The following is a 21,200-nucleotide window of genomic DNA, read 5'->3' as shown; positions in this document are numbered from 1 at the left end:
GTAGGACGCCGCCGGGCACATGAAAGAACAGCTGTAATGGCTGTTCTTTTTTTTGTGTTCAGATTTATAAACGATGCTGGAAATAGTGCAGCAACTGAATATATGCCAAGGACTTCGGACAGGTTTGGTGGAAAAGCTAATGAATCTGTCAGAAAAAGAATCGACTTCGGACAAGATTAGCTGGAAAGACAGAAAACCTGTCCGAAGCAGAGGCAACTTCAGACAGGTTTAGAGGAAAACAGCAAAAAGCTGTCCGAAGTAGAGGTAACTTCAGACAGGTTTAGGAGAAAAGATCGAAAAGTTGTCCGAAGCAGGAGCAACTTCAGACAGGTTTGGGAGAAAAATAGCAAAAAGCTGTCTGAACCTGAGCCAACTTCAGACAGGTTTAAAGAGAAAATTTAAAAAGCTGTCAGAACCTCAAGCAATTCCGGACAAGTAGTTACTTGTTGTCCCCCAACACCTGTTGCGTTGATCCAAGAAGGATTAACGCATTTTTTGTGGAATTTATTTAACAATCACTATCAATATCTAGTTATTAAATTTTATTAGTGAAATTATGATAACAGATGGCTGGTTTATTCAACTACTTAACGAATTCTTTTTTTAACAGCTAGGCTAATAGGGGGAATTACATGATCAAGCAACTGAATTTTTGGTCATTCATCTTTTCAACAATCCTGGTTTTACTGTTTTTTATAATATCCTTTACGGGACCTCTCCATTACACCATATTAGGCATACATCCAATCGTTCTGCTTTTTTATATAACCTTGCTGACTTTTATAACAGGGCTCGCAGGGATGGCAGGTATGGAAGATTGGAAGAGTATGGCCAGGAGTTTTTCGACAATCGTCCTGACTTTAGGGTTATCTGTATTTTTAGCTATCGTTATATTTTTTGGCAACTTATTAAGTTAGTGATGGCACTTATACAGGCACAGGTGGGTTCCACAAAAAATAAAATATACCAGCATTTAGCTTCCTCGTGAAACTAGATAATATGCTAGTCACATTGCCAATCCAGCCATAAGCACCACCCCGTCGCATAAAGGCAGGTCCTGAATAAATATTTCATTGATGTATCCAGATACAAGTTTCCATAGGCTGCAAAATGGGTATAATAACCAACACACCCCCTTATTGTCATGATTTGGCATACATAATTTTGACGAACATATTTCAGGCTGCTTTCATTGCAACGGGAAAAAATTTTTTGTATAATTAACGTCAAATATAGTCAAAGTCAGATTGGGGGAGGTTTAGTGAGGAATATATCGGACATCATAGAACATTACCTTAAGCAGGTTTTAGAAATGAGCGATAAAGACATCGTTGAAATTAAGCGAAGTGAGATCGCCGATAAATTTCAGTGCGTGCCATCCCAGATCAATTATGTCATCAATACAAGGTTCACGATTGAACGGGGCTATCTTGTCGAGAGTAAACGGGGCGGCGGCGGCTACATCCGTATCATTAAAGTCCAGGCGTATGATCATGCACATTTGATTGATGATTTACTGTCTTTGATTCAGACTCGAATTTCGCAAAGCAGCGCTGAGCATGTTATATTCCGTCTTGTAGAGGAAGATGTAGTCACTGATCGCGAGGCAAAGATCATGCTGAGTGTGCTTGACAGATCTGTCCTGTATATAGAGCTGCCACAGCGTGATGAGCTGCGTGCGAGGATGTTGAAAGCAATGCTTATGGCATTGAAGTATAAATAATATCAAAGCAGATAAAGAGGTGAGGGTATGATCTGCCAAGAGTGTAATCAAAGGCCGGCAACGCTGCACTTCACGAATTATTCAAATGGAGAAAAAACGAAATTGCACTTGTGCGAAATTTGCGCACAAGAAAAAGGCGAACTGTTTATGATGAACAATGGCCCTGCATTTTCGATCAATAGCTTACTTGCCGGATTGTTGAATATGGAACATGCTTTTCCGGAACAAAAAAAGCAATTTGAAGCTGAGCAAGTGGTCCAATGCCCGCAATGTTCGATGACGTTTCCACAGTTTGTGAAAGTAGGCCGGTTTGGCTGTGCGACTTGCTATGATGCTTTTCGCGAACAGTTGACCCCGATTGTAAGGAGGCTCCATAGTGGCAATTCCATGCATAATGGAAAAATCCCTAAAAGAGTCGGCGGGGATCTTCATGTAAGGAAGACAATCGATCAGCTTAAGCAAACTCTGAAAAGCCTGATTTCTGCAGAGGAATTTGAGAAAGCTGCAGAGACAAGGGACCAGATCAGGGAACTTGAAAGGAAATTGTCAGCTGGTCAAGAGGGAGGGGAGTAGCCTTGTCATTGGAGAAGTTTATCAATCAGGCTGTCAGCTCCTGGATGAGTGATGATGGACCTGATTCAGATATTGTCCTTAGCTCTCGTATTCGTTTTGCAAGGAATCTTGATGAGTATAACTTTCCGACGCTTTTCACCAATGGAGAGGCAGAAGCAGTGGTAGGTACGATCAATGAACGTGCCAGCAATACATCGACAGCTTCCTTCGGTCAGTTGGAAATGATCAAAATGGATGAAATTCCGCCTTTGCAGAAAAGGGTGTTAGTCGAGAAGCATTTGATCAGTCCGAATCTGGCAGAAAACTCCGTTCATGGTGCAGTCTTGCTTTCTGAAAATGAAGAAGTGAGCATCATGATCAATGAGGAGGACCACATCAGGATTCAGTGTTTATTCCCTGGCTTCCAGCTAAGTGAAGCACTAGAGACTGCAAATGAGATCGATGACTGGCTTGAGGACTATGTCAATTATGCTTTTGATGAGAAATTTGGCTATTTGACAAGCTGCCCTACTAATGTGGGCACAGGCCTGAGAGCATCGGTGATGATGCACCTGCCAGGACTTGTTTTGACACAGCAAATGAACAGGATCGTCCCGGCGATTAACCAGCTTGGTTTGGTGGTAAGAGGTATTTACGGCGAGGGCAGTGAAGCGCTCGGCAATATTTTTCAAATCTCGAACCAAATTACACTCGGAAAATCGGAAGAGGACATCATAGACGATTTAAAAAGTGTCGTAAGCCAGATTATATCTCAGGAAAGGTCAGCGCGGGAAGCATTAGCGAAGACTTCGAACATACAATTAGAAGACAGAGTGTTTCGATCATATGGGACACTTGCCAACAGCAGAATCATCGAAACGAAGGAAGCTGCCCGCTGCCTTTCTGATCTAAGGCTTGGAATAGATATGGGCTTTATAAAAAATATATCAAAATCGATACTCAATGAATTGATGATATTAACTCAGCCTGGGTTTTTGCAGCAGTTTGCGGGAGGCCCATTAAGACCGAATGAACGGGATATCCGCAGGGCTGCTTTAATAAGAGAACGATTGAAAATGGAAACAAAAGACGAGTCAGGAGGATGATCTTATGATGTTTGGACGATTTACCGAGAGGGCACAAAAAGTATTGGCACTCGCACAGGAAGAGGCAATTCGCCTTGGACATAACAATATCGGTACAGAACACATCTTGCTTGGCCTTGTGCGTGAGGGAGAGGGCATTGCGGCAAAGGCGCTTTATGGACTAGGGCTTGGAGCAGAGAAAATCCAGAAGGAAGTTGAAAACCTGATTGGCCGCGGCCAGGAAACTTCCCAGACAATCCACTATACTCCAAGAGCTAAAAAGGTCATCGAGCTTTCCATGGATGAGGCAAGGAAGCTGGGCCATTCCTATGTAGGTACAGAACATATCCTTCTCGGATTGATTCGTGAGGGAGAGGGCGTGGCTGCAAGAGTGCTGAACAACCTTGGTGTAAGCTTGAACAAAGCGCGCCAGCAGGTTCTACAGCTGCTTGGAAGCAATGAAACTTCAGGTCATCAGGGAGGCGGAGCAGCTAATGCCAATACTCCTACCCTTGATAGCCTTGCAAGAGACTTAACAGCAATCGCCAGGGAAGGCAGCCTTGATCCGGTCATCGGCCGCAGCAAGGAAATCCAGCGTGTAATCGAAGTGTTAAGCCGCCGGACGAAGAACAACCCTGTACTAATTGGGGAGCCTGGTGTAGGTAAAACAGCGATTGCTGAAGGATTGGCACAGCAAATTGTGAATAACGAGGTGCCGGAAATCCTCCGTGACAAGCGAGTCATGACGCTGGATATGGGTACGGTTGTTGCCGGGACTAAATACCGTGGTGAATTTGAAGACCGCCTTAAGAAGGTAATGGATGAAATCCGCCAGGCGGGCAATATCATTCTTTTCATCGATGAGCTTCATACTCTGATCGGTGCTGGCGGTGCAGAGGGTGCGATTGACGCGTCCAATATCCTGAAGCCTTCATTGGCTCGTGGCGAACTGCAGTGTATCGGCGCGACAACACTTGATGAGTACCGTAAATACATTGAGAAAGATGCTGCGCTAGAACGACGTTTCCAGCCGATTACCGTTGATGAACCAACAGCGGAAGAGTCAGTACAAATTTTGAAGGGGCTTCGCGACCGGTATGAAGCTCACCACCGCGTATCAATTACCGATGAGGCAATTGATGCGGCAGTAAAACTATCGGATCGATACATCTCCGACCGTTTCCTGCCGGATAAAGCGATTGACTTAATTGATGAAGCTGGTTCGAAGGTTCGCCTGCGCTCTTATACCACTCCGCCAAACCTTAAGGAGCTTGAGGTGAAGCTGGAGGAAGTACGCAAGGAGAAGGATGCTTCTGTACAAAGCCAGGAGTTTGAAAAGGCTGCATCATTAAGAGATACAGAACAGCGCCTTCGTGAACAGCTTGAAAATACGAAGAAGACATGGAAAGAAAAGCAGGGCAAGGAAAACAGTGAAGTGACAGTGGAAGACATCGCCCATGTGGTGTCCAGCTGGACGAATATCCCTGTTTCCAAGCTAGCTCAAACCGAAACAGATAAGCTCTTGAACCTTGAGGAAATCCTTCACTCCCGTGTCATCGGCCAGGATGAAGCCGTTAAAGCCGTTTCCAAGGCCGTCAGACGTGCACGCGCAGGCTTGAAGGATCCGAAACGTCCTATTGGTTCATTCATTTTCCTTGGGCCAACAGGTGTTGGTAAAACGGAATTGGCAAGAGCATTGGCGGAGTCCATGTTTGGAGATGAAGATGCGATGATCCGCGTCGATATGTCCGAGTACATGGAGAAGCATTCGACATCCCGTCTTGTCGGTTCACCTCCAGGCTATGTCGGATACGATGAAGGCGGCCAATTGACTGAGAAGGTCCGCAGAAAGCCATACTCCGTCATCCTGCTGGATGAAATTGAAAAAGCGCATCCAGATGTGTTCAACATCTTGCTGCAGGTCTTAGAAGATGGCCGATTGACTGACTCCAAGGGCCGGACAGTCGATTTCCGCAATACCATCATGATCCTGACATCCAATGTCGGAGCGGAAGCGTTGAAGCGGAATAAATATGTCGGTTTCAACATCCAGGATGGCGAACAGGATTACAAAGATATGAAGGGCAAAGTGATGGAAGAGCTGAAAAAGGCATTCCGTCCTGAATTCCTCAACCGTATCGATGAGATCATTGTCTTCCATGCTCTTGAAAAGCCACATTTGAAGGAGATCGTAACATTGATGTCCGATCAGCTTGTGAAGCGCCTGAAAGAACAGGAAATCACATTAGAGCTGACAGATGCTGCAAAAGAGAAAATTTCCGAGGAAGGGTACGATCCGGAATACGGCGCACGTCCGTTACGCAGGGCGATCCAGAAGCATATCGAAGACCAGTTGTCTGAAGAATTGCTTAAGGGAACCGTCCTCACTGGGCAAAATGTCATCATAGATGTTGAAAATGGCGAATTTGTCGTCAAGGCTCCAGAAGGATCGGCAAAAGTTTAGATGGCTTAACAGGTTATTAAAAGGGGTATACGTACTAAATACGTGTACCCCTTTTTTCTAATTTAACTTTCCTCGCAATCTCCGGTGATTGCATATACAAGAAAACAACCATTCTAAAAAATAGTTGGAATTGCGGCAGCAGGATATGAACATAATTTAATTGAAGAAGTAAACTTATTGATTCAAGACCTCAAATAAACCTTGTAGAAAAATTACATAGGTACTTCAGTCGCTATCATTTCTTTTATTACTTGTTTGGCTTTATTATAAAGATAAGATAATAACTTTTTTTATTGAGAGGCTAAGAAAATGGCAAAAAGAAAAACAAAATTCATGTGCCAGGAATGCGGCTATGAATCTCCGAAATGGATGGGGAAATGTCCGGGATGCGGGCAATGGAATAAGATGGTCGAGGAAGTGGAAAGCACTGGCTCGACAAGAAGAGGAGCTTTTGCCAATACAGGGAATTCGGGTGTTGCCGCAAAGGCCACTCCGATCACCAGTATTGAAACCGTCAGCGAGCCGCGGATTACGACAGACTTGAATGAGTTGAACCGGGTACTTGGCGGCGGCGTTGTCAGGGGATCGCTTGTGTTGATTGGCGGGGACCCTGGCATTGGTAAATCGACACTATTGCTTCAGGTATCTTATCAGCTGGCAAAAAAGGCTCATTCAGTCCTATATATTTCAGGTGAGGAGTCGATGAGGCAAACGAAGCTGCGAGCAGACCGCCTCGGAGTCACATCGGATAACCTGCTTGTTTATTCGGAAACAAATCTGCAGGAAATCAGCCTTACAATTGAAAATACAAACCCGGATTTTGTCATTGTGGATTCAATCCAAACCATATTTCACCCGGAAGTGACATCTGCTCCAGGCAGCGTGTCACAGGTTAGGGAATGTACAGCTGAGTTAATGAGGATTGGGAAAACAAAGGGAATCGCAATTTTTATCGTTGGCCATGTCACAAAGGAAGGCTCGATCGCCGGACCTAGACTGCTGGAGCATATGGTCGATACAGTTCTGTATTTTGAAGGTGAAAGGCACCATACGTACAGAATCCTCCGGGCTGTTAAAAACCGTTTCGGCTCCACGAATGAAATGGGTATTTTTGAGATGAAGGAAATGGGTCTTGAAGAAGTGGCAAACCCATCGGAAATTTTTTTAGAGGAAAGATCCCAGGGAGCTTCGGGTTCAACGGTTGTAGCCTCAATGGAAGGGACACGGCCAGTATTGGTTGAAATCCAGGCCTTGATTTCACCAACGAGCTTCGGAAATCCAAGACGGATGGCTACCGGGATCGACCATAACCGCGTTTCGTTGCTGATGGCGGTGCTGGAGAAGCGAGTCGGGTTGCTGCTGGCAAACCAGGATGCTTATCTGAAGGTCGCCGGCGGAGTGAAGCTGGATGAACCGGCAATCGATCTTGCGGTGGCTGTCAGCATTGCTTCAAGCTTCAGGGATAAACCGACCCGCGCTACGGATTGTATCATTGGCGAGGTGGGTCTGACCGGGGAAGTAAGGAGAGTCTCGAGGATTGAACAGCGTGTCCAGGAAGCGGCGAAGCTTGGCTTTGAAAGAATTATTTTACCGGAGAATAATCTTGGCGGATGGACTCCTCCACAGGGTGTTGAACTTATCGGGGTATCATCGGTCAGCCATGCGTTAAAAGTCACCTTAGGGGGTTGATGGGTTGGAACACAGAGAGCTTGAGGAAAAAGAGTTAGGTGAAATCCTTCAATTTATCGCTCCAGGTACGCCTCTAAGGGATGGGATCGATAATGTGCTCCGGGCCAAGACAGGTGGATTGATTGTGTTTGGATACAATGAGAAAGTGAAAAACCTGGTCGATGGCGGTTTTGAGATCAACTGCAGATTCAGCCCCAGCTATCTCTATGAACTGGCGAAGATGGATGGTGCAATCATCCTGAATGAGACGGGAAGCAAAATCTTATTCGCCAACGCCCAGTTAGCGCCGGACACGGGAGTGCCCTCGACTGAGACAGGGATGAGGCACAGGACAGCGGAACGGGTGGCGAGGCAAACAAAGGCACTCGTCATCGCTATTTCCCAGCGAAGGAATGTCATTACCTTGTATCAGGGACACCTTCGTTATGCCATGCAGGAAATCGGAGTGATCCTGACGAAGGCGAACCAGGCAATCCAGACGCTGGAAAAGTATAAGGTCGTCCTTGAACAAAGCATCACCAATCTGGGAATCCTCGAGTTTGAAGATCTTGTAACTTATAATGACTTGCTTCAGGTGATCCATCGCTTTGAAATGGTATTAAGGATCAAGACAGAGCTTTTGACATATTTAAGTGAACTTGGTTTGGAAGGTCGGCTGATCCGCCTGCAAATGCAGGAACTGTTGTCCGAAATGGAAAGGGAAGCATTGCTTGTCATCAAAGATTATTCTGCGGAACAGGAAGTAAAGGCAGATGTGGTGATGTCTCGTTTCCAGGAACTTTCTAAGGCCGGGGTCATTGAGGATTCCACTATCCTTAAGCTTCTCGGGCATCAGGGATATGTGCATTTGGATGAATTCATCTGTCCCCGAGGATATCGAATGCTGAATAAAATCCCGCGGCTGCCGATGATCATTACTGAGAATTTGATTAAACGTTTCAGTAAATTCAAGAATATGATTGCAGCTTCCGTTGAAGAGCTGGACGATGTAGAGGGCATTGGCGAAGTAAGAGCCCGGAAAATCAAAGAAGGCTTTAAACTCATCAGAGATCAGCTGATGGCGGACCGCCAAATGTAATCCCAAACATTGGCGGCCTGCTTTTAATTGACACCTGCATGCCCCGGTGCTACTTTAAAGATGAGAATTACTCCTATAGAGATTATGGCAATCTTGCTGTATTTTTGTCATTTTAATTGTACAAAATACGTAACCTTTGCCAGGGGAAATTCGTATAATCATTTGGGTGTTTATATTTAAAGAAAATGTTTTCATTACAAGGGTTTCAAAATTTGGAAGTTGTTTATAATGAGTAAAAGGAGGTGAAAGGATGTTAAGACGTATCATTCAAGCCTGCTTCCTGATCATTGGGGGAACGCTTGGTATATTCTTAATTCCTGATTTATTATCATTAATGAACGCGGGAGACATGACTCTCATCAATAATCCTTATGTTACTGCTGTTTTGGGTGCACTTATTTTTTATCTTCTTACTTTCTGGGCCGTAGATCCTGTGACCAATTTTGTGAGGTGGGCTGAAGAGTCGCTGATCAAGGCACCAATTACGGATGTCCTCTTTGGCAGCGTTGGCCTTTTCTTTGGTCTGCTGGTGGCATTTTTAGTAGGATTTGCCCTTAATGCAATCCAGGTTCCTGTTGTGAATACAGTCGCACCGACACTGCTGACACTTTTATTTGGGTATCTTGGCTTCCAGGTCGGTTTCAAGAAGCGTGATGAACTGCTTGGATTATTTTCTAAATCAAAGAAAAAAGGCACTGAAGAAGAAGTGGAAAAAGAAACTCGTGCAAGAGAGTGGAAGATACTCGATACTAGTGTGATTATTGATGGCAGGGTGGCTGATATCTGCCAGACGGGATTCCTTGAGGGCACCATAGTAATTCCACAATTTGTCCTGGAAGAACTGCAGCATATCGCTGATTCTTCTGACGTGTTGAAGCGCAACCGCGGAAGACGCGGATTGGACATCCTTAACCGTATTCAAAAGGAACTTAAGATTAAGGTTGAAATTTATGAAGGTGATTTTGATGACATCCAGGAAGTCGACAGCAAACTGGTAAAGCTGGCAAAGCTGACAAATGGTGTGGTCGTCACGAATGATTTCAACCTGAACAAAGTATGTGAGTTGCAGAAGGTTGCTGTGCTGAATATCAATGACCTTGCCAATGCAGTGAAACCAGTCGTCCTTCCTGGGGAAGAATTGAGCATCCAGGTAATCAAGGATGGGAAGGAACATAATCAGGGCATTGCATACCTTGATGATGGCACAATGATCGTAGTCGAAGAAGGCCGCGATTATATCGGAAAGCGTATCGATGTTCTTGTAACAAGTGTGCTGCAAACATCAGCTGGCCGAATGATTTTCGCAAAGCCGAAACAGTTGGAAAAAAGCATAATCAGTTGATCCATCCCTGGATGGACCAAGCCTTTATGGGCAGTTGATTCCCGCTTCCTTCACTATTTTTTGAAGGCGTGAAGCAGGGCCTCGACTGCCCGTTTATATGTTAAAAGTCATTTTATCAAAAAGGTTGCAATAGCAGAAAATAGATTGGGGGGATTAACATCATGCCTTATCATGTTATCATTCCGGCTGCAGGTCAGGGGAAGAGAATGGGAGCAGGAAAAAACAAGTTGCTGCTCACTTTGGAAAATGTCCCGATCCTGATCCATACACTTAGGGTGTTTGAAGCGGATGCTGAATGTTCAGGCATCATTCTCGCCATCAATCCTAGTGATGAGCAAGAGTTCAAGTCTTTATTGAGTGAATATGGTATACATAAAGTATCTTCGCTTGTCACTGGCGGCAAGGAACGCCAGGACAGTGTATATAACGGACTGAGGGCAGTCCATTCACAGGATGGGATCGTGCTTGTCCATGACGCTGCCCGTCCATTCATCAGACTAGAAACCATCCACAGACTTGTGGAGGCAGCAAGCAAGGATGGCGGGGCAATCGTGGCTGTTCCTGTAAAAGATACCATCAAGAAAGCGGCAAACGGCATGGTAGCCGAAACAATTGAGCGTTCAAGCTTGTGGTCAGTCCAGACCCCGCAGGCTTTCCGTGCTTCCGTATTGCGTGAGGCCCATAACAAGGCGATGGGGGAGCAATTCATCGGTACAGATGAATCTAGCCTAGTCGAACGGATCCCGCATCATGTCAGCATCATTGAAGGGGACTATGATAATATTAAGCTGACAACACCAGAAGATTTATATTTTGCACAGGCGATTCTGCGCAAGCGGAAGGAATCCGGTGTTTGATAGAGTATATAAACCCAGATAATTAAAAGGAGTAATTCATTATGTTTCGAATTGGACAAGGTTTCGATGTGCATCAACTGACGGAAGGACGCCCGCTGATCATTGGCGGAATCACGATTCCATATGAAAAGGGGCTTCTTGGCCACTCTGATGCCGATGTGCTTTTACATACGGTAGCTGATGCATGCCTTGGAGCAATCGGCGAAGGAGACATCGGCAGACATTTCCCGGATACTGATCCTGAATTCAAGGACGCTGATTCAGCTAAATTGCTTGAACATGTATGGAAGATTGTGAAAGATAAAGGATACGAGCTTGTGAACATAGACTGCACGATTATCGCCCAGCAGCCTAAGATGGCACCGCATATCGAAGCGATGCGTGATAGGATTGCAGGTTTATTGGAAGGCACTCCTAACCAGGTGAACGTCAAGGCGACGACAACAGAGAAGCTCGGTTTCCCGGGGCGGGGAGAAGGTATCGCTTCCCAGGCAACCGTCTTGTTAAAGGAGACTGAGAAATAAATCGCAGGCAGCTTGATAAGCCACTTCCGATTTATATATCGATAGTGATACAATAATGAACAGCTATATTAGAGGAGGATTCAATATGTCATCAGATATCCGGGTGCGTTATGCGCCGAGTCCGACTGGACATTTACATATCGGGAATGCGCGTACAGCACTATTCAATTATTTATTTGCACGCAACAGAGGCGGAAAGTTCATCATCCGCATTGAAGATACAGATAAAAAACGCAATATCGAAGGCGGAGAGCAAAGCCAGTTGAAGTATCTTCAGTGGCTTGGAATCGACTGGGATGAGAGCGTCGATGTTGGCGGCGAATACGGACCGTACCGCCAATCAGAACGCAACCACATATATGAGCAATACAATAAGGAGCTTCTTGAAAAAGGCCACGCCTACAAGTGCTATTGCACCGAGGAAGAGCTGGAAGCTGAGCGCGAAGAGCAGGCTGCACGCAATGAAACTCCTCAATACTCAGGACGCTGCCGCAACCTGACAGCAGAACAGAAGGAACAGTTTGAAAAAGAAGGTCGCCAGCCGAGCCTTCGTTTCAAGGTGCCAGCAGGCAAAATCCTTAAATTCGATGATATGGTAAAAGGTGAGGTTAGCTTTGAGTCCGACGGGATGGGTGATTATGTCATCGTCAAGAAAGATGGCACGCCTACTTATAACTATGCGGTTGTCATTGACGACCACTTGATGAAGATTTCCCACGTACTTCGCGGGGATGACCATATCTCCAATACTCCTAAGCAGCTTGTGATTTATGAAGCTCTTGGCTGGGAGCCGCCGGTGTTTGGCCATATGACGCTGATTGTCAACGAAAGCCGCAAAAAGCTGAGTAAGCGTGACGAGTCCATCATCCAGTTCATCGAGCAATACGAAGAGCTAGGCTATCTGCCTGAAGCGTTGTTCAACTTCATTACCCTGCTTGGATGGTCACCAACAGGTGAAGAAGAGATTTACTCCAAAGATGAGTTCATCGAGATTTTCGATCCGGCAAGACTTTCAAAGTCCCCTGCGCTCTTTGACCAGCAGAAGCTTGCATGGATGAACAATCAATATATGAAAAAAGCCGATCTGGACCGTGTTGTCGAGCTAGCTCTTCCGCATCTTGTTAAAGCTGGAAAAGTCAGCGGAACTCGTACAGCGGAAGAGGATGCATGGGTTCGCGGCCTGATTTCCCTTTACCATGATAAAATGAGCTTCGGAGCGGAAATCGTTGAGATGTCGGATTTATTTTTCCGCGCTGAGGTAAACTATGATGAAGAGGCAAAAGAAGTCCTTGCAGGTGAACAGGTTCCAGAAGTGCTGAATGCATTCCTTGCCGAGATCGATAAGCTTGAAGAGTTCAAGGCTGATGGAATCAAGGCAGCAGTCAAGGCTGTCCAAAAAGGAACTGGCCATAAGGGTCAGAAGCTGTTCATGCCAATCCGTGCAGCAGCAACAGGGCAAACACATGGACCGGACCTGATGCTTGCGATGGAACTGATCGGCAAAGAAAAAGTGATGGAAAGAGTCCAGAAGCTTTTAGGCTAATAACTTTTTTAAGCTATTTTAGTTAACAGAAATACAAAAATGTAATATAGTAAGAGTAATTCTATATAACCAAAGTGTTGAAGAGGAAAAGTAGAAGAATGACGCTTATTAGAGAGAACCATCACCGGCTGAAAGTGGTTCAGGCCTCTCATTTTTCGAAATGCGCCTCGGAGTCCCTTTGCGAAAAGGCAATCGTGCCTGAGTAGTATCGGGCGGGTCCTCCCGTTAACAGGTGAAAGTTGAGGCTATTGCTTTAGGTAGCCTAAACAGAGTGGAACCGCGCATAACAAGCGTCTCTGTCGTATACGACAGGGGCGCTTTTTTATTTGTTAAGGAAATTATAAAGTTATTTAGGTGTGGATAACTGCCTGTGGTTTTCTTAATCCAGCTCCAGCGCCTAGCCCCTCGAGTCGCTTCGAGCCGCCCATTGAAGTCAAAGAACGACTTCATTGGGCGTCCCTCCAGCGCTTGTCGGGGCTGAACGAGGCACTTGCGCTTTTTGTTCATGATGTACTGTCAGGCGATTTGGATTATGTGGCTCAAAAAAATGGTAACGCCACATTACGATCACATAGAACAAATTAGTAGGGCTTTAACCAAATTTCAGCTTTATGGGTGCTCACTACTGAGCAAGAATGCAATAAAAAATTATTAAGAAGGAGGATTTCACCATGTTTAAGATGATGAAGGAAGACATAGATGTTGTTTTTGATCAGGATCCTTCTGCCAGGAGCGTGCTCGAAGTGGTTTTGACCTACGCTGGCCTGCATGCGATTTGGTCCCATCGCTTGGCACATGCTTTCTACAAGCGGAAGTTTTACTTTATCGCTAGAGCCATTTCGCAAATCAGCCGTTTCTTCACGGGGGTAGAAATCCATCCAGGAGCCAAGATTGGCAGACGTTTTTTCATCGACCATGGAATGGGGGTCGTCATTGGTGAGACATGTGAGATTGGTGATAATGTGACTGTGTTCCAGGGGGTGACCCTGGGCGGTACTGGCAAGGAAAAGGGGAAACGCCACCCTACTGTCAATGACAATGCGCTGATAGCCACCGGGGCGAAGGTTTTAGGTTCGATCACGATTGGGGAGAATTCTAAGGTGGGGGCCGGGTCGGTTGTCCTGAAGGATGTGCCTCCAAACTCCACGGTTGTTGGCATCCCTGGGAAAATCGTCATCCAGGATGGCGTAAGAGTCAAGAAGGACTTTAACCATCGCGATTTGCCTGATCCCGTAGCAGATCGATGCAAGGAAATCGAAATGGAATTGGTTAAATTGAAAAAGGAACTTGAATTAGTCAAATTAAATGAAGAACTTGAAGTTGCGAAGCAAGGAAGGGGCATGGAAAATGGGAATTAAAATCTATAATACAATCACTCGTAACAAGGAAGAGTTTATCCCGCTAGAAGAGGGAAAAGTGAAAATGTATGTTTGCGGTCCTACCGTTTATAACTATATTCACATCGGAAATGCCCGCCCGGCCATCGTTTTTGATACGGTCCGCCGCTATCTTGAATTCCGCGGCTATGATGTGAATTTTGTTTCGAACTTCACTGATGTCGATGACAAACTGATCAAAGCAGCGAATGAACTCGGGGAAGATGTCCCGACAATCGCGCAAAGATTCATCGATGCTTACTTTGAGGATGTCCATGCGCTTGGCTGCAAGAAAGCTGATGCGCACCCAAGGGTAACGGAAACGATGGATTTGATTATTGACTTTATCAGCGCGCTGATTGACAAGGGCTTTGCCTATGAATCAGGCGGAGATGTGTACTATCGCACGAGAGAGTTCAAAGAATACGGCAAGCTTTCCCATCAATCCATTGAAGAGCTGAAGGTAGGAGCAAGAATCCAGGTTGGGGAAAAGAAACAGGATGCCCTTGACTTCGTGCTTTGGAAGACTGCAAAGGAAGGCGAGATTTCCTGGGATAGTCCTTGGGGGAAAGGCCGTCCAGGCTGGCATATTGAGTGCTCGGCGATGGCCCGCGAATATCTTGGGGATACAATCGATATCCATGCTGGCGGACAGGATTTGGCCTTCCCGCACCATGAAAATGAAATCGCTCAGTCAGAGGCGCTGACAGGGCAGACATTTGCCCGCTACTGGATGCATAATGGATACATCAATATTGACAATGAAAAGATGTCCAAGTCACTTGGCAATTTTGTCACAGTTCATGACATCATTAAGCAGGTTGATCCACAGGTATTAAGATTTTTCATGATTTCAGTTCATTACCGGAATCCGATCAATTACAGCCAGGAGCTACTTGAAAAGACAAGTGCTGCTTTCGAGCGCTTGAAAACATCTTACCAAAATCTGAAGCACAGACTCGAAACAAGCGCTAATCTTACTGATGACAACCAGGAATGGCTGGATAAAATCGCCGGGCTCCGTGAGCAGTTCATCAAGGATATGGATGATGACTTTAACACCGCAAATGGCGTATCCACTCTGTTTGAACTTTCAAAGTTATCTAATCTGTACTTGATGGAGAAAAACACTTCCGAGGAAGTAATTAACGCATTCTTAAAGGAATTTGAGATTTTGTTCGACGTCCTCGGCCTGTCGCTTAAAGATGAGGAATTGCTTGATGAAGATATCGAAGCCTTGATCGAAAAAAGAACGCAGGCTCGCAAGGACAGGAATTTCCAGCTGGCAGATGAGATCCGTGACCAGTTGAAGGAAATGAATATCATCATCGAAGACACTCCGCAAGGCATCAGATGGAAAAGAGGCTAAATGATGCTGCATTACGAACAAAAAGTAGATGAAAAACAATTGAATAGCCTGGCGCTTGCCTACATGGGTGATGCTGTATATGAACTGTATGTCCGGCATCACCTGCTGCAAAGCGGCAAGGTTCGGCCAAATAAGCTGCATAAAGAAGCGACCGCTTATGTATCGGCAAAATCACAGGCGAAATACCTCCACAAACTGATCGACATGGAGATTCTGTCCGAAGCGGAAATGACAATTGTAAAAAGGGGCAGGAATGCGAAGTCAGGATCTGTTCCGAGGAACACCGATGTCCAAACTTACCGTTACAGCACAGCCTTTGAGGCCTTGATTGGTTCTCTATATCTGGCAGGCAATGAGCAACGGATAGAAGAACTGATAACCACAATATTTACACTTGCTGAAGAAAGAAGGGAGGAAAGATTCCATGAGCCAGAAACAAAGCCGGAACAATAGGCAAAAGCCCGTTGATGACAAGAAGCGCAAACCAGCTCGGAACCAGGCGCAAAGACAGGATGATAAGCCAAAGAACAGAGCAGCCAGGGGCCAGGAACATGAGGCAAAGCGTGATCAAAAACACGAGCAAAGACGTGATAGGAAACACGAGCCAAGACTAGACCAAAAACTCGAACCAAAACGCGATCAGAAACACGGACAAAAACCTGACCAGCTTCAAGAACAACACGAAAACCAGGATTACATAATCGGAAAAAATCCGGTGATCGAAGCCTTGAAATCGGAACGGGACATTAACAAAATCCTGATTGCGGAGGGCTCCCAGAGCGGACAGATGCAACAGGTCATCGGGATGGCGAAGGAAGCCAATGTCATCGTCCAATTCGTCCCGAAAAAGAAAATCGACCAGCTTGCGGATGGAAATCACCAGGGTGTCATCGCCCAGGTGGCAGCCTATGAATATGCGGAGATCGATGATTTATTCGCGGCAGCAGAAAAGAAAAATGAGCCTCCTTTCTTTTTGCTCCTCGATGAAATTGAGGATCCGCACAATCTAGGTTCCATCATGAGGACAGCTGATGCCTCAGGGGCTCACGGGATTATCATTCCTAAAAGAAGAGCTGTTGGACTGACAACTACAGTTGCAAAATTATCAACTGGTGCCATCGAATATATCCCGGTTGCGAGAGTCACGAATATGGCGCAGACAATCGATGAATTGAAGGGACGCGGTGTCTGGATCGCTGGAACGGATGCTTCGGCAAAACAGGATTTTCGTCAAATCGATGGAACTTTTCCTCTTGGCCTGGTGATCGGCAGCGAAGGAAAAGGAATGGGAAGGCTGATCAGGGACAAGTGTGATTTTCTTTTAAGTCTTCCAATGGTTGGACATGTTACTTCCCTGAATGCATCAGTTGCCGCAGCACTCTTGATGTATGAAGTTCACCGCAAACGTCATCCGCTAGGGGAATAGGAATGGATATCCTGCTTGTTGACGGCTACAACATTATCGGCGCATGGCCGGAGCTGGTCAGCTTGAAGAAGAGAGAGCTTTCAGCTGCCAGGGACCGCCTGGTGGAAATTATGGCTGAATATCAGGCCTATACCGGCTATCGCGTCATCATTGTTTTTGATGCACATTTTGTATCGGGTAACCAAAAGAAATACAAAAACTACAAGGTAGAAGTTATTTTTACAAAAGAAAATGAAACAGCGGATGAGCGGATTGAAAGGCTGGCGATCGACCTCAGCAACCGCAAAACGCAGATCCATGTAGCCACCTCAGACTACACCGAGCAGTGGGCGATTTTTGGACAGGGAGCCCTAAGAAAATCAGCAAGGGAGCTGCTTAACGAAACAAATTTAATCAGCAAAAAAATTGAAAAACGAGTGAAAGTAATCCAGGAAAAAAAGCCAAGTGCCAAGATTCCGCTTACAAAAGAAGTGGCAGAAATTTTTGAAAAATGGCGCAGAGGAGAGCATTGACCTGTTGACGCCTTAAAAAAGCCTGCTGTATAATATTTCTAACTGTATGTGCGGGCGGGGGGATCTTAATGAGTGCTGACATCGGTAATCGTTTAAATGAAGCTTATTTGTTGCTGGAAGATGAAGAAATTGTAGAAGCAGTGCACAGAGGAGAAAGTGACGCACTTGATTATCTGATTCACAAATACAGGAATTTTGTTCGGGCGAAAGCACGGTCATACTTCCTGATTGGAGCAGATAAAGAGGACATCGTGCAAGAAGGAATGATCGGCTTATATAAAGCAATCCGTGATTTCCGGGAGGACAAGCTAACATCATTCAAAGCATTTGCAGAACTATGCATTACCCGTCAGATCATTACGGCCATCAAGACGGCCACAAGGCAAAAACACATCCCGCTTAACTCCTATGTTTCCCTGGACAAGCCGATTTATGATGAAGAATCGGACAGGACGCTGATGGATGTTTTATCCGGAGCCAAAGTGATGGACCCCGAAGAGTTATTTATCAACCAGGAAGAGTTTGACCAGATTGAAGTGAAAATGACAGAGCTGCTGAGTGACCTTGAGCGAAAAGTGCTCGCATTATATTTGGACGGACAGTCTTACCAGGAAATTTCCGAAGAGCTGAATCGCCATGTCAAGTCAATCGACAATGCGCTTCAGCGCGTGAAGCGGAAACTTGAACGGTATCTTGAGCTGAGAGAGCTGTCGGTGTAGCCTGAATTGACGAAAAATAGCCACAAAACTGACTTTTAATCTCGTAACCACTTATTGACACAAGCTATCTGCCGTGGTATCTTTTTAAAGATATATATAGATGGCGGTTTCATAGAAACTGGCCTGTTAAAGCGGGTGTAGATGTCAATGAATAACAAAGTGACTCTTGCTTGTCAGGAATGCGGTTCCCGCAATTATTCCACAACGAGCAACAAGCAAACGCAAACAGAACGACTGGAGCTGAAAAAGTACTGCAGCAACTGCGGTGCCCATACAGTTCATAAGGAAACGAAATAAGGTTTTCAGATAGATCATCATATGGAATCCCGATAAGTTGGAGGTTACAAAATGCAGCGCATCACAAATTTTTTCAGTGAAGTTGGACGTGAAATGAGGAAGGTCAGCTGGCCTAGACGCAAAGAACTGACTCGCTACACGATTACGGTTCTGTCTACAGTTGCTTTTGCGGCTCTATTCTTCGCAGTGTTAGACCTTGGTATTTCTGAATTGATTCGCTTAATTCTTGAATAACCACTACGAACTCATGGTATAATGGAAAATATAAACGCAGGACAAGTTTAAAAGCCCGGATAACGGGTTTTTTATTTGCTTGAAAAATTCACCTTTACATTAGATGTTGAAAGCTCCAGTGCCTAGCCCTCAAGGCTGACCAAGGCACTCACGCTTTTCTAGTGCATTTGGAAATAGGGAGGGACGGACGATTTAGTCCTCTATGATGGAAAAGAATTGGTATGTAGTGCATACTTACTCAGGCTACGAGAACAAGGTCAAGACAAATCTTGAAAAGCGTGTAGAAACAATGGGCATGCAAGATAAGATCTTCCGGGTTATCGTACCTGAAGAAGAAGAAACAGATTTCAAAAATGGTAAAAAGAAAGTTGTTAAGAGAAAGACTTTCCCGGGCTATGTCCTGGTAGAATTGGTCATGACCGATGATTCATGGTATGTTGTCCGCAACACTCCAGGAGTAACTGGATTCGTTGGTTCTTCTGGTGCAGGATCAAAACCAACCGCGTTATTGCCTGACGAAGTAACGTTCATCCTCAAGCGCATGGGAGTTGAGGAGAAGAAGGTTGATATCAATTTCGAACTTGGTGAAACTGTTCAGGTAAGCGAAGGGCCATTTGCCAACTTCACAGGAACAATCGAAGAGATTGATAAGGACAAGGCAAAGCTTAAAGTTCTTGTCAATATGTTCGGTCGCGATACTCCGGTGGAACTCGAATTTTCACAGATTGAAAAAATATAATCTGAAATAACTTGAATTCAACTTTAAAAAGTGTTAATATTTCATAGGTCAGTATGTCTTGGACGATTGACAGATATATTCAAGTTCTTTATTTTATATAAAGACTTTTAAGATGAGTGGGAGGGGAAAATCCCCTATTACCACATCACGGACTTTAAGGAGGTGTGTCTCGTGGCTAAAAAAGTAATTAAGATGGTTAAATTGCAAATCCCTGCTGGCAAAGCCAATCCGGCACCACCAGTTGGACCTGCACTAGGTCAAGCCGGTGTTAACATCATGGGATTCTGTAAGGAGTTTAACGCTCGTACAGCTGACCAAGCTGGACTAATCATTCCTGTTGAGATTACGGTTTTTGAAGACCGTTCATTTACATTTATTACGAAAACTCCTCCTGCTGCAGTTCTTTTGAAGGTAGCAGCTGGAATTCAGTCTGGTTCTGGTGAACCAAACCGTAATAAAGTAGCGACAGTTAAGCGTGATAAAGTACGCGAAATTGCTGAACAGAAAATGCCTGACCTTAACGCAGCTAGCGTTGAAGCAGCAATGCGCATGGTTGAAGGTACTGCTCGCAGCATGGGTATCACGATCGAAGACTAATTTTGCTACAGTGGATTGATGGGGTTGCGAAGCTGATGGATTTCACTCGCAACCTTTTATCTGTCCGATATGGCGCTCATGAAGCGCCTTTGCTTTTTGAGCTCTGGTACCCCAGGTACCACCGCTTTTCGTTGTGTCTAGCTCTGGCACCTAGCCCTTCAGGACACTTCAGCCCAGCTTTACTGTCTGGTCTTCCAGTGCCTGTCGGTGCTGATCGAGGTGCCTCCGCTTTTCAAAGTGGGAGGTTATTCCGTTAAAACCACATTCTAGGAGGAAATAAAAATGGCTAAAAAAGGTAAAAAGTATCTTGAAGCTGTTAAGCTTGTAGATCGCTCTCAAGCATATACAGCTGCTGAGGCAATTGAGCTTGCTAAAAAGACAAGCACAGTTAAATTTGACGCTACAGTTGAAGCTGCTTTCCGTTTGGGCGTAGACCCTAAGAAAGCTGACCAGCAAATCCGTGGAGCAGTTGTGCTTCCAAACGGTACTGGTAAAACTCAACGTGTACTAGTATTCGCTAAAGGCGAAAAGTTAAAAGAAGCAGAAGCTGCTGGCGCAGACTATGTTGGCGATGCAGAATACATCACTAAGATCCAGCAAGGCTGGTTCGACTTTGACGTAATCGTTGCAACACCTGACATGATGGGTGAAGTTGGTAAGCTTGGCCGCGTATTGGGACCTAAAGGCTTAATGCCAAACCCTAAGACTGGCACAGTTACTTTCGATGTAACGAAAGCAGTTAACGAAATCAAAGCTGGTAAAGTAGAATACCGCGTTGATAAGTCTGGTAACATCCACGTACCTATCGGAAAAGTTTCTTTCGAAGATGGAAAGCTTGTTGAAAACTTCAACACAATCTTCGAAACTATGATGAAGGTTAAGCCTGCTGCAGCTAAAGGGACTTACATGAAAAACGTTACGATCTCTACTACAATGGGACCTGGCGTTAAAGTAGATCCTTCAACTGTAAAATAATAGTATTTGACAATTAAAGAAGCATTAGATATAATTCTTCTTGTTGTGAAAATAAAATAACATTTGTACCGCAGACAGCAGGGGCTTATAGCTTAATAA

23 protein-coding genes and 2 other annotated features (1 of these 25 cut by a window edge) are annotated in these 21,200 nt (G+C 45.1%); all 23 genes read left to right on the top strand.

The genetic code is table 11. The features are described from left to right. Positions 1 to 180: hypothetical protein (locus J7E32_RS16480; RefSeq protein WP_214909402.1), on the top strand; the 180-nt coding region annotated here is incomplete at its 5' end. A gap of 452 nt (positions 181 to 632) precedes the next feature. Further along, complete coding sequence (locus J7E32_RS16475; RefSeq protein ID WP_214909400.1) at positions 633 to 917, top strand: hypothetical protein; 285 nt, start codon at positions 633 to 635, stop codon at positions 915 to 917. A gap of 344 nt (positions 918 to 1,261) precedes the next feature. Beyond that, on the top strand, positions 1,262 to 1,723 hold the full coding sequence (locus J7E32_RS16470) for a CtsR family transcriptional regulator (RefSeq protein WP_167834072.1): 462 nt from the start codon (positions 1,262 to 1,264) through the stop codon (positions 1,721 to 1,723). Positions 1,724 to 1,750: 27 nt separating this feature from the next. Continuing rightward, complete coding sequence (gene mcsA / locus J7E32_RS16465; protein WP_214909398.1) at positions 1,751 to 2,296, top strand: protein-arginine kinase activator protein McsA; 546 nt, start codon at positions 1,751 to 1,753, stop codon at positions 2,294 to 2,296. A 2-nt stretch (positions 2,297 to 2,298) separates the two neighbouring features. Next, a complete protein-coding gene (gene mcsB, locus J7E32_RS16460) occupies positions 2,299 to 3,381 on the top strand; it encodes a protein-arginine kinase McsB (RefSeq protein ID WP_214909395.1) in 1,083 nt (360 codons plus the stop codon). 4 nt (positions 3,382 to 3,385) lie between these two features. After that, positions 3,386 to 5,824, top strand: a complete 2,439-nt coding sequence (gene clpC, locus J7E32_RS16455; protein WP_214909393.1) for an ATP-dependent protease ATP-binding subunit ClpC — start codon at positions 3,386 to 3,388, stop codon at positions 5,822 to 5,824. 309 nt (positions 5,825 to 6,133) lie between these two features. Beyond that, positions 6,134 to 7,513: a DNA repair protein RadA gene (gene radA / locus J7E32_RS16450; protein WP_214909384.1), complete on the top strand. Its 1,380-nt coding sequence runs from the start codon at positions 6,134 to 6,136 to the stop codon at positions 7,511 to 7,513. A gap of 4 nt (positions 7,514 to 7,517) precedes the next feature. Beyond that, positions 7,518 to 8,591, top strand: coding sequence for a DNA integrity scanning diadenylate cyclase DisA (gene disA, locus J7E32_RS16445; RefSeq protein WP_214909377.1), 1,074 nt, complete (start codon positions 7,518 to 7,520; stop codon positions 8,589 to 8,591). A 250-nt stretch (positions 8,592 to 8,841) separates the two neighbouring features. Beyond that, complete coding sequence (locus J7E32_RS16440) at positions 8,842 to 9,933, top strand: PIN/TRAM domain-containing protein (RefSeq protein WP_214909370.1); 1,092 nt, start codon at positions 8,842 to 8,844, stop codon at positions 9,931 to 9,933. Positions 9,934 to 10,094: 161 nt separating this feature from the next. Then, positions 10,095 to 10,790, top strand: coding sequence for a 2-C-methyl-D-erythritol 4-phosphate cytidylyltransferase (gene ispD, locus J7E32_RS16435; RefSeq protein WP_214909368.1), 696 nt, complete (start codon positions 10,095 to 10,097; stop codon positions 10,788 to 10,790). A gap of 41 nt (positions 10,791 to 10,831) precedes the next feature. Continuing rightward, positions 10,832 to 11,314, top strand: a complete 483-nt coding sequence (gene ispF / locus J7E32_RS16430) for a 2-C-methyl-D-erythritol 2,4-cyclodiphosphate synthase (protein WP_214909366.1) — start codon at positions 10,832 to 10,834, stop codon at positions 11,312 to 11,314. An 85-nt stretch (positions 11,315 to 11,399) separates the two neighbouring features. Beyond that, a complete protein-coding gene (gene gltX / locus J7E32_RS16425; RefSeq protein ID WP_214909358.1) occupies positions 11,400 to 12,857 on the top strand; it encodes a glutamate--tRNA ligase in 1,458 nt (485 codons plus the stop codon). Positions 12,858 to 12,925: 68 nt separating this feature from the next. Next, positions 12,926 to 13,158: a binding site (T-box leader), on the top strand. 370 nt (positions 13,159 to 13,528) lie between these two features. Beyond that, positions 13,529 to 14,215, top strand: a complete 687-nt coding sequence (cysE, locus tag J7E32_RS16420; protein ID WP_214909356.1) for a serine O-acetyltransferase — start codon at positions 13,529 to 13,531, stop codon at positions 14,213 to 14,215. Beyond that, entirely contained in the window at positions 14,205 to 15,602 is a 1,398-nt protein-coding gene (gene cysS, locus J7E32_RS16415) for a cysteine--tRNA ligase (RefSeq protein WP_214909354.1), read from the top strand. The genes cysE and cysS overlap by 11 nt, the downstream gene beginning before the upstream one ends. A 3-nt stretch (positions 15,603 to 15,605) precedes the next feature. Then, the gene (locus J7E32_RS16410) at positions 15,606 to 16,055 is read left to right on the top strand and encodes a Mini-ribonuclease 3 (RefSeq protein WP_214909416.1); all 450 of its coding nucleotides are present in this window, start codon (positions 15,606 to 15,608) and stop codon (positions 16,053 to 16,055) included. A gap of 244 nt (positions 16,056 to 16,299) precedes the next feature. Next, entirely contained in the window at positions 16,300 to 17,028 is a 729-nt protein-coding gene (gene rlmB, locus J7E32_RS16405) for a 23S rRNA (guanosine(2251)-2'-O)-methyltransferase RlmB (protein ID WP_214909414.1), read from the top strand. A 2-nt stretch (positions 17,029 to 17,030) separates the two neighbouring features. Then, a complete protein-coding gene (locus J7E32_RS16400; RefSeq protein WP_214909352.1) occupies positions 17,031 to 17,540 on the top strand; it encodes an NYN domain-containing protein in 510 nt (169 codons plus the stop codon). 68 nt (positions 17,541 to 17,608) lie between these two features. Continuing rightward, positions 17,609 to 18,259 carry an RNA polymerase sporulation sigma factor SigH gene (gene sigH, locus J7E32_RS16395; RefSeq protein ID WP_214909350.1) on the top strand — a complete coding sequence of 217 codons (651 nt, stop codon included), beginning with the start codon at positions 17,609 to 17,611 and terminating at the stop codon, positions 18,257 to 18,259. 147 nt (positions 18,260 to 18,406) lie between these two features. After that, the gene (rpmG, locus tag J7E32_RS16390) at positions 18,407 to 18,556 is read left to right on the top strand and encodes a 50S ribosomal protein L33 (protein ID WP_079504286.1); all 150 of its coding nucleotides are present in this window, start codon (positions 18,407 to 18,409) and stop codon (positions 18,554 to 18,556) included. 51 nt (positions 18,557 to 18,607) lie between these two features. Next, positions 18,608 to 18,790 carry a preprotein translocase subunit SecE gene (gene secE / locus J7E32_RS16385; protein WP_041966537.1) on the top strand — a complete coding sequence of 61 codons (183 nt, stop codon included), beginning with the start codon at positions 18,608 to 18,610 and terminating at the stop codon, positions 18,788 to 18,790. 205 nt (positions 18,791 to 18,995) lie between these two features. After that, positions 18,996 to 19,529, top strand: coding sequence for a transcription termination/antitermination protein NusG (gene nusG, locus J7E32_RS16380; protein WP_214909411.1), 534 nt, complete (start codon positions 18,996 to 18,998; stop codon positions 19,527 to 19,529). Positions 19,530 to 19,700: 171 nt separating this feature from the next. After that, complete coding sequence (rplK, locus tag J7E32_RS16375) at positions 19,701 to 20,126, top strand: 50S ribosomal protein L11 (RefSeq protein ID WP_023626445.1); 426 nt, start codon at positions 19,701 to 19,703, stop codon at positions 20,124 to 20,126. A 282-nt stretch (positions 20,127 to 20,408) separates the two neighbouring features. Continuing rightward, a complete protein-coding gene (rplA, locus tag J7E32_RS16370) occupies positions 20,409 to 21,101 on the top strand; it encodes a 50S ribosomal protein L1 (RefSeq protein ID WP_214909348.1) in 693 nt (230 codons plus the stop codon). A gap of 50 nt (positions 21,102 to 21,151) precedes the next feature. Further along, positions 21,152 to 21,200 (top strand) — a sequence feature (ribosomal protein L10 leader region) (it continues 88 nt past the right edge of the window).

The organism is Bacillus sp. ISL-55 (assembly GCF_018613155.1).
Taxonomy (GTDB): Bacteria; Bacillota; Bacilli; order Bacillales; family Cytobacillaceae; genus Mesobacillus.
Note: the sequence above shows the minus strand (reverse complement) of the source record. Positions and strands in the feature narration are given on the sequence as shown.